The organism is Flagellimonas ochracea (genome assembly GCF_009903685.1).
In the GTDB taxonomy this organism is placed as follows: domain Bacteria; phylum Bacteroidota; class Bacteroidia; order Flavobacteriales; family Flavobacteriaceae; genus Flagellimonas; species Flagellimonas ochracea.
Genome location: NZ_JAAABI010000001.1, coordinates 657,411 through 670,846 on the forward strand (window position 1 = coordinate 657,411; position 13,436 = coordinate 670,846).

Genomic DNA, 13,436 nt, shown 5'->3' on the forward strand with positions numbered 1-13,436 from the left:
TCCGAAGATAACCAATAAAGCATATTGAATGACAGCTTATAAAACCATGCATTTCGAATTTTCCATAAAAAGTCCATGTCTCTTTGTGCACCAAATCTATTGTCATACACATTTAAAACATTAAATATCAATATTTTATAAAGATTTCAATTCAACTTCAAAAGTTCCGTTGTCCATATCTGTTTTAAGCTAAGTCCATGGGTGCTGTCCATACTTTGTCCATGCCGAATATTAGGATTGGCTCACTTTCTCGTCTAGGTTTGGCATGTTGAATCCTTAAAACCAGACAATTATGAAAACAATCACACACAACCTCAGAAATTGGTCTTCAATGGCCATGATCCTTACCCTTTGCCTTGCCGTTTCTTGTAGCAAGGATGAAAGCCCCGAACCTCCTATAGAGAATGGGGATAATAATGGCGGAAATAATGGTGGGAATAATGGGGGAGGCACCAATGATGATCTTGAAGCAATCAATAGTACTATAGCCAACCTTAACTACAACGCTGATGAGCTACTCAATGTGAAAGACACAGGGGGTGCAGCTTCGGAGCGTACACTTAATAACGACAATACTATCAACACCGGGCCGACCCAAGGTAGATTGTTTGAATGTCGGACCCAAGAATATTCTTTGGATTCCAACTTTGACGATGTAGCTATATTGAGGCCCACGAATGGAGTGGTTTTCCCGGGAGCCCTCGTCGTAGGTAATCAGGGAATGCTTGATGGTGCACCAGACCCGTTGACTTTGGGAAGAGCACCCGTGACGCTCCGTCTTGACCTGCCTGGTATTGGGAGTCAAGGCAACATTACCGTAGATAATCCTACCAATTCATCGGTGCAATCGGGTATTGATGACGCCCTGGAGTGGTGGAACGCAAACGCCTATCAAGAAGGCTACGTAAATGCATCCAACTCCTCATACCAAGCTTCCACTTCATACAGTTCCAAACAATTCAGTTTGGATGTAGGGTTGAATGTGGAGTGGGCCACGGGTTCGCTTGCCTCCCAATTTGATTATGAGAGTACTACGGAAAAACGTTATGCAGGATTGGTGTTCAAGCAAGTTTTTTACACCGTTACCATGGACACCCCTAGCTCCCCAGGGAGTGTTTTTGCACCAGACGTAACCAATTCACAAGTCCAGAATGCCATTTCTTCCGATACCCCTCCGGCCTACGTAAGTTCAGTATCGTATGGTAGAATTATAATGGTAAGAATGGAAACCACCAACACCGACACTTCCATTAGTTTGGATGCTGTTTTGGAATACGCAGGCGGTGTGAGCGGAGTGGGAACCGTTAATTCCACCTATGACGAAATCCTAAGGACGTCAAGTGTTACGGTCGTTACCATTGGCGGGAATGCAGAAGCTGCCTCCGAAGCCATCAATCTGGCCGACATCGATTCCGGATTCGGTTCTTTAAATAGCGTGATAACTGGAGAAAATGCCGTTTATAGTAGAGATAATCCCGGTGTTCCGATTGCCTACACCATAAGGTATCTAAAAGATAATACCTTAGCCAAAATGGGATACACTACCGACTATCAAATTGAAAGTTGCCAAACCTTCAACTATGATCACGAAAGTGTAGATGTGGACAACAACTCCATATTTGATGTACGCTATCGATTTGTATACAAGACGGCTGGCACGAACAATACTGTTATTGGTGGTTATAATACGGTCAATAACGGTCAACGTTCCGTTAAGAGCCCGCCGGACGGGTCGCACGATGTGGAGGTAGAGTTCCAATTCCAAGATGCCTTTGTATGGCGAGCCTTGGGTGACCCGATTTCCTATAACTATATCAGTAGTCAAAAGTGTTTTGAAGTGACTAATAATTTTATCCTTCAAATTTTCCTTACGCCAATTAGCTGTAATTAATATAGTGTCGACAGTTGGCCGCTCAGGTTGGGTTCAACAACTTGATGCCGGCTGTTACTTTTTGGCCTCAACCAATTCCAATTGGTCCACGCTCACGTTGGTGGTAAACATGCCATAGTTCACCACGGCCTTGCCTTTTTCCAAGGTGTCTATGCTGCCCACAGCTTTACCATCAAACATGCGGACACGGTCGCCGATTTTAAAAACGGGCCTTGGTTTGTTCTTTTCTGCTTTTTCAGCTTTCTTTTTTTGTACTTTTTTCTCTTCCCTAACCTGTACTATTTTCTTCTCCAGCTCTTGGGCCACTTGCTTCTTCTGGGCTTGCTTTGCCTTTGCCTGTTTTGCGGTGGTTTTCTTGCGTTTGCTGTTTTCCGTCTCCACAATGCGCAGTAGTTCAGAGATCAATGGTCGCTTTTTGTTGTCGATAAAGTATCTTTCCGCTGCGGTATTGATCTTATTGCCCAGTTGGATCATCCGCTGATTATGGTCGTAGAGTTCTTGGTAATTCTCCAGCTTGCTTTTTATCTTGGCATTCAGCTTTTCCAAACGTTCAGCCTCTTCCTTGGCTTTGGTTTCCTCATGCTGAAGCCGCGAGCCGGTCTGCATCATTTTACTTCGCTCTTTTTGCAATTTGGCAATGGTGGCATCGAACCGGACCTTACCCCGTTCAATTTTCTTCTTTGCCTTATTGATCAGGGAATAGGGAATTCCATTTTTCTGGGCCACTTCAAAGGTAAACGAGCTTCCCGCTTCGCCCAATACCAATTGAAATGTAGGTTCCAAGGTCTTGGAATTGAATCGCATGTTGGCATTGGTGGCATGTGGGAGTTCATCTGCCAAGGCTTTTAAGTTGGCGTAGTGTGTGGTAATCACACCAAAGGATTCCCTTTCATAGAACACTTCCAAGAAGGCTTCAGCCAAAGCACCGCCCAATTCGGGATCGGAACCGGTGCCAAATTCATCTATCAGGAAAAGCGTACGGGCATTGCACTTTTTTAAGAAGGCGTTCATGTTCTTTAGGCGATAACTATAGGTGCTCAAATGATTTTCTATGGATTGGTTATCGCCGATATCGGTTAACACGCTATCAAACAAACAAATCGAGCTTCGCTCGTGAACTGGAATCAACATACCACTTTGTAACATCACTTGTAAGAGCCCAATGGTCTTTAGCGTGATGCTCTTTCCACCAGCATTGGGTCCCGAAATAACAATAATTCGATTTTCAGGATGCAGTTCAATGGTTTGGGGCCATGTTTTTTCCCTTTTGGATTTGTTCGAAAGATAGAGCAGGGGATGGTAGGCATCTTTAAGCACCAGCTGTTTTTTATCGTTGATTTCGGGCAAGATGGCATTCATTTCAGAGGCATACTTGGCCTTGGCGGCAGTTACATCGATGTGGGTGAGGTAATCTTGGTAACCTTTGAGCAAATCTGAATAGGGCCTCACAAAATCCGTAAGTTCTTTAAGAATGCGCTGTACCTCCTCTTTTTCATCATATTCTAGATTGTTCAGCTCCCTGGTATAGGTCAGTGTCGCCTCAGGAACAATATAAACGATACTCCCAGTCTTTGAAGAACCCATTACGGTTCCTTTCACCTTTCGTCGGTGCATCGCCTTCACAGCCAGCACCCGTCGGTTTTCCATGACGGATTCCCGGATTTCATCTAAAAAATCGGAGGATTGATAGCGTTGTAGGGCAGCTCCGAAACTCTGGTTGATCTTACCACGAACCTCATTGATTTGCTGCCGGATATATTTTAAATCCGTAGAAGCGGTATCACGTACTTCCCCAAACTTGTCGATAACATTGCCCACTTCTTCCGGAATGGATTTATTTTCCTCCCAGTTTTCCGAAAATGCGTAAAGTTGTGGGTAGTATTCCTTGAATTTTTTCAGGAATTTCTTGTGAATCCCTACGGTATTGCAGATTGTGGCGATTCTTCGAAAACCAGAAAGCTCCAACGTGGTGTTTTCAATGTTCAATAGTTGAAGTTCCTTGTTGATGGTGTCGAATCCGTGGTTGGGAATACGATTTTCGTTGCTAAACGAGGAAAGGTATTCAGAGGTTTGCCCCAAAATCCCCAACAATTCTTCTTGGGATGCAAAAGGAGCAATAAGTAATGCCGACTCTCTTCCCAGTTCAGTATTGCAGCGAGCAGAAATCTGCTTCAATACCGTGGGAAACTCTAAATCTTCTAGTGTTTTTGAATGAATCCGTTGCATGTTCTTTTTCTAGCGGCACAAAGATAATGGAAAGGTGTCTTTTGACGGCCGCTATTGATACATCCTTATGATTTCACCATTTCTGCTGCCATGCACACTGCGGACATAGGCGTTAACTGCTTTTTCCATGGAGATAGGGTTATGCCCTTGGAAATAGTTCTTATATCTTTCATAGGCATCTTGCACCAAACCCAAAGAAACCACATTTAATCTGAAATTACCTGATAATTCCAGAGCTGCGGCTTGGGCGAAACTGTGGATTGCTCCATTTACCATTGCGGCACTTGCCGTTTTCACCACGGGATCATCCGCCAGAATACCGGTAGAAAGTGTGATGGACCCCCCAGGGTTTAAATAACTCAAACCTAATCTCGCCAAATTGACCTGTCCCATTAGTTTGCTTTTAATGCCGATGTAATAGTCTTCCTCGGTTAGATTTTCAAAGGAATCCCATTTTGCCTCTCCCGCTATACAAATTATGGCATCAACCTGACCTGTTTTATTGAACATGCCCATAATGGACTTGCTATCGGTGATATCAACATTGAGGTCTCCTGAGTTACGCCCTGCTACCACAACCTCATTGTTTTGAGAAAAATGGCTGGAGACCTTTTTTCCTATGGTTCCATTACCTCCAATGATCAGTATTTTCATAGTACATTAGTATAGATTGTTTTGAATATAGAAAGATACTATTTTAGTACCCATAACCGCAAGAATGAATGTTACCATAGATCCTAGTTGGAAAGTCCATTTATATTCCGAATTTGAAAAATCCTATTTTCAGGATTTGGCTCAATTTGTAAAACGGGAATATGGGCAATATACCTGTTACCCAAAGGGTAAGGATATTTTTGCTGTTTTTGACCATTGTCCCTTTCAGGAAACCAAGGTAGTCATTATTGGACAGGATCCTTACCATGGTCCCGATCAAGCCAACGGACTCTGTTTTTCAGTGAAGGACGGTATTCCGCATCCACCATCGTTGGTAAATATTTTTAAGGAAATCAAGGTGGATGTTGAAAAGCCCTATCCTAAAAGTGGTAATTTGGAGCGCTGGGCGGATCAAGGCGTGCTATTGTTGAATGCTACTTTGACCGTTCGGGGGCATCAAGCAGGAAGTCATCAAAACAAAGGATGGGAAAGATTTACTGATGCAGTGATCAAAACGGTATCCACGCGTCTTGAAGGTGTAGTTTTTTTGCTCTGGGGTGGATTTGCCAAAAAAAAGGCCAGCTTAATCGACAAACAGAAACATCATATCCTCACTTCGGGACACCCATCTCCCTTGAGTGCGAATCGAGGACTTTGGTTTGGCAATAAGCATTTTAGCAAAGCGAATAGTTTGTTGGCCAGGATGGGCAAAGAGCCCATTGCTTGGTGAATATTGCATATTCTAGTTTGTGAAAAGGAATAAATTGGCCTGTTTTACTTCATCTACAAGCTGTAGGCCAAGTAGGCGCTGTTGTACCTCATTTAAAGTGTCCTCGGAAAGTTGTTGTTGCCCCCAAGTGGTTTTGCCTAGCCATTCTTGAATGTCTTGCAATTTTTGTCCATATCGATTGGCCAGAGTCCGATCTATGCTTGGAATTTGTTTGAATTCCAGCGTATACGTATTGATGACCTCTAAGATGTGCTTCAAGAGTCCAGGGTTTTCAGACAAAAAGGAGTCAGTGGCCACAATTACAAAACACGGCCAGGGGGTAGGGCAGTCACCCAACCATTTAAAAACACCCTTGTCGACCAATGGTTTTGTAGTAAAATGTTCCCACATAAAATACGCATTGGAGTCTTCACCTAGACCCTTAACTGCTCCCTCAAGATTATGGATGATTTCGAACATTAAATTTGCAGTATCCCAACCCTGGTCTTGTGCATTGATTATGGACATTAGATGGCTGCCACTTCCCATTCTGCTGATGGCAACAGGGTCATTCTCCAATTCTGAAACGACTTTTCTTTTACTTTTCGCACCAACATGAATTCCCCAGAGCAGGGGAGAGGAAATATACTGTTGAACAATTTTACAAGGGTTTCCATGGGAAATACTTTTGATGATTCCTTCTGTAAGTATTACAGCAAAATCAGTTTGGTTTTCTTGCAACATTTGGGACATTTTGCCCGTGCCTTCGGGCACATCTGTCCACTTAAGTTGAATGCCCCTATCTTCAAAAGCTCCATCCTCGATCGCCAAATGCCAAGGAAGATTAAAATGCTCCGGAACCCCAATAATTCGAACAGTTTTCATTTAAGAAACCAATTTTTCCAAGGTAAATCGTATAAGATCATCGATGGCTTTGTAGCCCCTTTTCGAGAATTCTCCTGTGACTCTATTCGCAAGAATCACGTTTAACGAAACAGAACGATGTCCATGCATTTTGGCTAGGCCATACATCCCTGCGGTTTCCATTTCATGGTTGGTGATACGCTGATCATCATGTGAAAAAGCCTCTAGGACAGCATTGAAATCTTCAAGCTTTGGGGTCAACCGTAAAGTACGTCCCTGCGGACCATAAAAACCTGAATTGGTTACTGTTATGCCATATCGTATACGATTTGAATCAAAAATAGATGCTAAATTTTCATTGCAATCCACCACATAGGGCACAATATTGTACTTTCTCCAGTTAAGGTAATCGTTAAGCGTTTCTTCAAGTTTGGCATTTCGCACGTGTCCACTATCATAAAAGTGCATAAGGCCATCAAAGCCGATACCAGATTTGCTTAGCAAGAAGGAGTCCACAGGTATGTCTGGTTGTATGGCACCAGATGTACCGACCCGTATAATACTAAGCTGTATTTTTTCCTTTTTTACCGCTCTAGATTGAAAATCTATATTGACCAAGGCGTCCAATTCGTTAAAGACAATGTCAATATTATCAGTTCCAATACCCGTGGAAAGGACCGTAATTCTTTCACCTTTGTATTGGCCTGTATGGGTAATAAATTCGCGCTTACCCTTTTTAAGTTCTATGGAATCAAAATATTGGCTGACTTGACTTACCCTGCCAGGATCTCCCACGGTGATAACGGTAGAGGCGATGTCCTCTGGTTTAAGGTTTAAATGATAAATACTACCATCTGGATTTAGGATCAATTCAGAGTTGCCCATCGACCCATCCATACTAGAGTTTTAAGATGCGCCCTGTATCTGAATTATATAGGAAGTTATACTTTAAAGAGCCTCCCAAATACAGTTGATTATCACGTATTTGAGAGTAGTAATTAGTTTGATTATTGAGTACTTCCCTGCCTTTTTTGGTAAGCTTTACAGGATTGAAGGAGTTAAAGAGCGGTTTCAATGAGGTAATGATGCGCTCATACTGGGTGTCACCAAAACCATAATATCCTTGATTGTCTACCAATTTTCCAAGCAGTTCTTTCCTGGATCCCGGTTTTTCTTGCTCAACGGTCTCCAGAATACGGTTTTCCAACTCGTTCAGTCCATTTTTGATGGTCGGGAAACGTTTCAGATGGGTTTTCAAGGCATCGGAAAGATACTCAAACTGAAAATCATTGTTAGCTATCAAATTTTCCAATCGTATTGGGTTGTCGCTGCAGTACAGTTGCCATACGTAATCAGCAAACTCAATATCATCTTGGTTAAGGACTGTTCTATTTTTATAGAGTTCCAACAACTTTTCATCACTAAGTTCGTTGAGCCCGTACAATTTGCTGCTCTCATCCTCATTTCCACTGCACACCAAAGATATTTCTGCATGCCGTCTATGGGTTTTAAGCCAGCTTAAAACTGCCAACATGTTGATTTGGCAGAAAAGGTCGTACTCAAACCACAGTACAATTTGGTCTTGTTGTTTATGGTTGCATAACGAGCGATATTCTTTAAGGGTTTTTTCAACAAACCATGATTTGGAAATCTTATAGTTTTTATTCAGAAATTCAAATCGGGTTTTCCAGAAAGATTCACTACCCACAGTACATAGCGTCTTGCCTTCACAAAGCATTTCCCTCCATGTAATGATATCGCCTTTTATTTTTAGTGATTGCAGTCTGGAAGTGAAAGCGTCCCCGTTGGTAATGTGCAACAGTGATTTCATTTTCAGTTCGGATTTCGTTGGTTAGAATTATTAAAAGTAAGATTTATACAAAGAACTTAAAAATTTTTTCGTAAAACATTGATTTCCAATATTAAAATTTAACAGTGCAGTGGATAAAAATAGGTCATCCACCAACCCTTTTCACGCGGAAGCCATGGCCTTTTAAGAAATCCATTATTTTATCTCGATAATCTCCCTGAATGATAATGATATCCTTTTTAAAGCTCCCTCCAACCCCCAAATAGGTTTTTAAATCTTTGGTTAATTTTTTGAAATCTGAGTCTGCTCCATTATAGCCTTCCAAAACGGTAACTGGTTTCCCCTTTCTTTTTTCATATTTACAGAGAATTGGAGCATCTTGCAACCAATAGGCAGGCTTCTCTTTTTTATTTGCTTTTGTTTCTTCTGGCACATGGTCCGGAAACAAATTCTTGAGTTGGTCCTGTAAATCCACGATTATTTCTTTACCAATCCCAGTTCAATAAGTCTTTCCTGCAGGTATTCGCCAGCTGTAATGTCTTTAAAACCTTTTGGATGGCCCTCGTCTACACATTTTTCCAAACAATTTAGAGGCATTTCGCTCACTGGATGCATGAAGAAGGGAATTGAGTACCTGGAGGTACCCCATAGTTCCTTTGGTGGATTTACCACCTGGTGGATGGTGGATTTAAGTTTGTTGTTGGTCAATCTTGAGAGCATATCGCCCACATTGATCATCAATTGGTCCGGTTTGGCAATGGCATCTACCCATTCACCGTTGTGATTTTGCACCTGAAGTCCCTTGCCGTGAGCACCCATCAACAGCGTGATTAGGTTAATATCTCCATGAGCAGCAGCTCTTACCGCATTTTTGGGTTCTTCAGTGATAGGAGGATAATGGATTGGTCTTAAAATGGAGTTGCCATTTTTGATCCATTCATCAAAATATAGTTCATCAAGATCAAGGTGAAGTGCTAAAGCACGTAGTACATACTGGGCTGTTTTTTCCAGCATTTTGTAGGTTTCTTTGCCGACAGCGTTGAAATTTGGAAGTTCGTCCACGGCAACATTGTCGGAATACTCCGCTTCCAGTTTCGGGTTGTCCTCAACATACTGTCCGAAGTGCCAAAACTCCTTTAAGTCGCCTTCCTTTCTACCCTTGGCGTGCTCTTTGCCAAAGGAAGTGTAACCCCTTTGGCCTCCAATACCCTCAATTTCGTACTTTTCTTTAACATCCTCAGGCAACTGAAAAAACTTTTTGATCTCTTCATAGAGCTCATCTACAAGCTCATCAGATAAAAAATGGCCGCTAAGTGCCACAAAGCCTATGTCCTCAAAGGCAGCCCCTATCTCTCTAACAAACTTTTTCTTTCTTTCCGGGTCCCCGGAGATAAAATCCTCCAGATTTACACTTGGAATGGCACTCATGTCTATTTCAATTGGTTTGTATCAAAAGTAATGAATTATGCAAAACGTTTATAAAATTTGGAATTCTATGGATGGCATTTTTACTACTTTTAGCCATTGAAATTTTAGTGTATGAGATACCATATCGGGGACTTGGACCATAAGATGCTATTGACACTTTATAAGAGCATGCTCAAACCCAGAATGATAGAAGAAAAAATGTTGGTTTTACTGCGTCAAGGAAAAATATCAAAATGGTTTAGCGGCATAGGGCAGGAAGCAATTTCGGTTGGGGTGACCCAAGCCCTTAAAGAACAAGAATATATTCTGCCGATGCACCGTAATCTCGGAGTTTTTACCTCGAGAAATATACCGTTGTATCGACTTTTTTCGCAATGGCAGGGTAAGCAAAGTGGTTTCACTCAGGGCAGGGATCGTAGTTTTCATTTTGGCACCCAAGAATATAAGATTGTGGGGATGATATCGCATTTGGGACCGCAACTGGGAGTGGCGGACGGTATTGCTCTTGCCGACATGCTTAGACGGAAGAAACGGGTAACAGCGGTTTTTACTGGCGAAGGTGCGACGAGTGAGGGAGATTTTCACGAAGCATTGAACGTGGCCTCCGTTTGGAATTTACCTGTGTTGTTCTGTATTGAAAATAATGGCTATGGGCTTTCAACCCCAACCAAGGAGCAGTATAATTGTGAACATTTGGCGGATAGAGCCAAGGGATATGGCATTGAATCCAGAATCATTGATGGAAACAATATTTTGGAAGTCTACACCAAAGTTGACGAGTTGGCCAAAGCCATTAGAAAGCGTCCTAGGCCTGTGTTATTGGAGTTCAAGACCTTCCGTATGCGTGGACATGAAGAGGCCAGTGGCACCAAATATGTTCCAGATAAATTGATGGATAAGTGGGCCAAAAAAGACCCGATTGGCAATTATGAATCCTTCTTGTTGGAGAACGCGGTAATCGACCAGGAAACTATCGATAAGTTAAAAACTGAAATTTCCCAAGAAATCAATGAAAATTTAAAACTGGCATATGATGAGCCTGAAATCATTTTTGATGAAAGTAAAGAATTAAATAGTGTTTATAAAGATTTTGAATACCAGCATATTGAAAATAATTCAAATAAAAAGAATATTCGATTGGTAGATGCCATTTCCGAAGGTTTGGAGCAATCTATGTATAAACACAATGAGCTGATTATCATGGGTCAGGATGTGGCTGAATATGGAGGTGTTTTTAAAATAACCGAAGGCTTTATTTCCAAATTTGGAAAAAGCAGGGTCAGAAATACGCCCATATGTGAATCAGCCATAGTTTCTGCGGCCATGGGGTTGTCCATAAATGGAATGAAAGCAATTGTGGAGATGCAATTTGCCGACTTTGTAAGTTCCGGTTTTAATCCTATAGTCAATTATTTGGCAAAAGTACACTACCGATGGGGGCAAAATGCCGATGTGGTCATCCGAATGCCTTGTGGTGGTGGTGTAGGGGCTGGTCCGTTTCATTCCCAGACGAATGAGGCTTGGTTCACGAAAACTCCAGGTCTTAAAGTAGTGTATCCGGCCTTTCCTGACGATGCCAAAGGCTTGTTGAACACATCCATCAATGACCCAAATCCGGTCTTGTTCTTTGAGCATAAGGGTTTGTACCGAAGTGTTTATGGTGACGTGCCAGAGGAGTATTATACATTGCCCCTAGGCAAGGCCAACCTTGTAAAAGAGGGCAATGCCGTATCAATAGTGACCTACGGGGCAGGGGTACACTGGGCCTTGGATGTTTTGGAGAAACATCCAGAAATAGAAGCAGATCTTATTGATTTGAGAACGTTGCAGCCGTTGGATATGGATGCCGTTTTCCAAAGCATCAAGAAAACAGGAAAAATGATTGTGCTACAAGAAGACACGCTGTTCGGTGGAATAGCCAATGACATTGCGGCACAGGTCATGGAGCACTGTTTTGAATATTTGGACGCTCCGGTGGTTAGGGTGGGAAGCTTGGAAACCCCGGTTCCATTTGCCAAAGCACTGGAGAAAAATTTCCTTCCCAAAGAACGCTTTGAAAAGGAATTGTTGAAACTTATAATCTATTAAAGCTATCAGAATTAACATTTTTTAATACCTTGAAAAACTCATCTGGCCTTTTGGCCGTATATATAAAAATTATACTCCAAATTCTTATGAAACACACATTCTTATTTGTTGCGCTCGCAGGGCTCGTGTTTTCCTCGTGTTCTGTTTCCAAAAGCGCAAGAACCCAACGTAACCTATTTAGCGGTTCATGGACTCTAGAAAATGTCTCTTACGAGAACAACTCAGGAAATTTCAAATCGGTTATTTTTAATGATGTCGAAGATATTTGCTTTGAGGGCAGTGACTGGTTTTTTAGAGACAACAACAGTACCGGCAGGTATACCATTTCACAAAGCACATTTTGCGAAGGTGGCGACCGCTTCTTCAGATGGTCTGTAGTAGAGCCCCAACAAAACTATGCCAGTCAACTACAATTTAAGTTTATCGACGAAAAGCGAAAAGATATTTCAGGCGGAGTAGGCTATCGCTTGAACATTGCCAACTTAACAGAACAGGCGATGACTTTGAAATCAAATGTCTCGGTTGATGGAGAACTGGTTACCATAGTTTATGAATTCACAAAAAAATAATAACATGAAAAATATATTGATAAAGAATACGGCCATCGTATTGGCATTGGGTCTTGTATTAAGTTGCAATGCAGTAAAAAATGCCAATAACACACAAAAAGGTGCGGTAATCGGTGCAACAGGTGGCGCTGTTATTGGAGGTGTCATCGGAAATAATGTTGGCAAAGGAAACACTGCGTTAGGCGCCATAATCGGGGCCGTAGTCGGGGGTGCTGCCGGAGGTTACATTGGTAATCGCATGGACAGACAGGCTGAACGTATTGAAGAAGAAATTCCAGGCGCAGAAGTGAAAAGAGTGGGAGAGGGAATCAACGTTACCTTTAACGAAGATGCTGGGGTTTATTTTGACACCAACAAGTCGGATGTAAAAGGAACTTCAGCAACCACTTTGGATAAATTGGTAGGAATTTTTAAGGAATACCCAAAGTCAAATATCTTGGTAGAAGGTCATACTGACAGTGCAGGAAGCGAGGAATACAATTGGAAACTTTCCCAGCAAAGAGCGGAATCGGTAACCAATTATTTGATTTCTAAAGGAATTTCAAGTGGAAGATTTACTACCAAATGGTATGGGGAAACACAGCCGCGCGAAAGTAACGAAACAGCAGCGGGCAAGGCCAAGAACAGAAGGGTGGAATTGGCCATTGTGGCCAGCGAAGAACTCAAGGAGGAGGCCTACGAAAAAACACAATAATTATTTTAAACCAACGAATCAAAAAGCCCGATGGAAAACATCGGGCTTTTTTTGTTTAACGATAAGAATGTTAAATAACGATTAAATAAGTGATGTAATGACCCAAAATTGCCACGGATTCAATAACTTAAAGGGTGCTTATTGACAACCCCACTCAAATTGAAACCATGAACAAAACAGCTGAAGGTAATACCAAGGAAATTCAAGAGCTCCTTATTCGAATGGAGCGAAATAACAATCTTGTCCAGAGACTCTCTAGAAAACTCAATTCTTATACTTGTGAGCCCAACAATCGTTCCTGTTTCGAAAAACTAGATAATCTACGACGTAGCTTTAGAGTTTTCAAGGACCAACAAAACCATTTGCTGCGACTACTCCACCAGAAAAAGGAACAGACAGAACAGATGGAAGGTCAAATAAAACTGCACCTACAAAGATTTAAGGACTTGGAAAAAGAAATTGCCGCCTACATCCTTACCACCAACAAGTATCAATAAAAATAA

General features: G+C 41.9%; 13 protein-coding genes. 6 read left to right on the top strand and 7 right to left on the bottom strand.

Translation table 11 applies throughout. The features are described from left to right. Positions 1 to 292 precede the first annotated feature (292 nt). Complete coding sequence (locus GTQ34_RS03060; RefSeq protein ID WP_166522284.1) at positions 293 to 1,891, top strand: thiol-activated cytolysin family protein; 1,599 nt, start codon at positions 293 to 295, stop codon at positions 1,889 to 1,891. A gap of 54 nt (positions 1,892 to 1,945) precedes the next feature. Here the strand turns inward: GTQ34_RS03060 and GTQ34_RS03065 are convergent, their stop codons facing one another. Together GTQ34_RS03065 and GTQ34_RS03070 are read right to left on the bottom strand one after the other, a co-directional pair. Then, entirely contained in the window at positions 1,946 to 4,117 is a 2,172-nt protein-coding gene (locus GTQ34_RS03065) for an endonuclease MutS2 (protein WP_166522285.1), read from the bottom strand. Positions 4,118 to 4,168: 51 nt separating this feature from the next. Then, the gene (locus GTQ34_RS03070; protein WP_166522286.1) at positions 4,169 to 4,771 is read right to left on the bottom strand and encodes a short chain dehydrogenase; all 603 of its coding nucleotides are present in this window, start codon (positions 4,769 to 4,771) and stop codon (positions 4,169 to 4,171) included. Between the two features lie 64 nt (positions 4,772 to 4,835). Between GTQ34_RS03070 and GTQ34_RS03075 the strand changes: the two genes are divergently transcribed. Further along, entirely contained in the window at positions 4,836 to 5,501 is a 666-nt protein-coding gene (locus GTQ34_RS03075; protein ID WP_166522287.1) for a uracil-DNA glycosylase, read from the top strand. Between the two features lie 12 nt (positions 5,502 to 5,513). On the opposite strand, the gene GTQ34_RS03080 is transcribed toward GTQ34_RS03075, so the two are convergent. From GTQ34_RS03080 to GTQ34_RS03100, 5 genes are all read right to left on the bottom strand, one after another. Next, the gene (locus GTQ34_RS03080) at positions 5,514 to 6,365 is read right to left on the bottom strand and encodes a substrate-binding domain-containing protein (protein WP_166522288.1); all 852 of its coding nucleotides are present in this window, start codon (positions 6,363 to 6,365) and stop codon (positions 5,514 to 5,516) included. Further along, complete coding sequence (locus GTQ34_RS03085) at positions 6,366 to 7,241, bottom strand: nucleoside phosphorylase (protein ID WP_166522289.1); 876 nt, start codon at positions 7,239 to 7,241, stop codon at positions 6,366 to 6,368. It lies immediately after the preceding gene. Between the two features lies 1 nt (position 7,242). Beyond that, on the bottom strand, positions 7,243 to 8,175 hold the full coding sequence (locus GTQ34_RS03090) for a DUF1835 domain-containing protein (protein ID WP_166522290.1): 933 nt from the start codon (positions 8,173 to 8,175) through the stop codon (positions 7,243 to 7,245). Between the two features lie 124 nt (positions 8,176 to 8,299). Next, entirely contained in the window at positions 8,300 to 8,629 is a 330-nt protein-coding gene (locus GTQ34_RS03095) for a translation initiation factor (protein ID WP_166522291.1), read from the bottom strand. A gap of 2 nt (positions 8,630 to 8,631) precedes the next feature. Then, positions 8,632 to 9,582, bottom strand: a complete 951-nt coding sequence (locus tag GTQ34_RS03100) for an isopenicillin N synthase family dioxygenase (protein ID WP_166522292.1) — start codon at positions 9,580 to 9,582, stop codon at positions 8,632 to 8,634. A gap of 111 nt (positions 9,583 to 9,693) precedes the next feature. On the opposite strand from GTQ34_RS03100, the gene GTQ34_RS03105 reads away from it, so the two are divergent. From GTQ34_RS03105 to GTQ34_RS03120, 4 genes are all read left to right on the top strand, one after another. After that, positions 9,694 to 11,670, top strand: coding sequence for an alpha-ketoacid dehydrogenase subunit alpha/beta (locus GTQ34_RS03105; RefSeq protein ID WP_166522293.1), 1,977 nt, complete (start codon positions 9,694 to 9,696; stop codon positions 11,668 to 11,670). An 86-nt stretch (positions 11,671 to 11,756) separates the two neighbouring features. Beyond that, positions 11,757 to 12,239 (top strand): lipocalin family protein, encoded by a 483-nt coding sequence (locus GTQ34_RS03110; RefSeq protein ID WP_166522294.1) that lies wholly within the window; start codon positions 11,757 to 11,759, stop codon positions 12,237 to 12,239. A 4-nt stretch (positions 12,240 to 12,243) separates the two neighbouring features. After that, positions 12,244 to 12,933 carry a YiaD family glycine zipper/OmpA-like lipoprotein gene (locus GTQ34_RS03115; protein WP_166522295.1) on the top strand — a complete coding sequence of 230 codons (690 nt, stop codon included), beginning with the start codon at positions 12,244 to 12,246 and terminating at the stop codon, positions 12,931 to 12,933. A gap of 167 nt (positions 12,934 to 13,100) precedes the next feature. Further along, entirely contained in the window at positions 13,101 to 13,430 is a 330-nt protein-coding gene (locus tag GTQ34_RS03120) for a hypothetical protein (protein WP_166522296.1), read from the top strand. Positions 13,431 to 13,436: the final 6 nt, after the last annotated feature.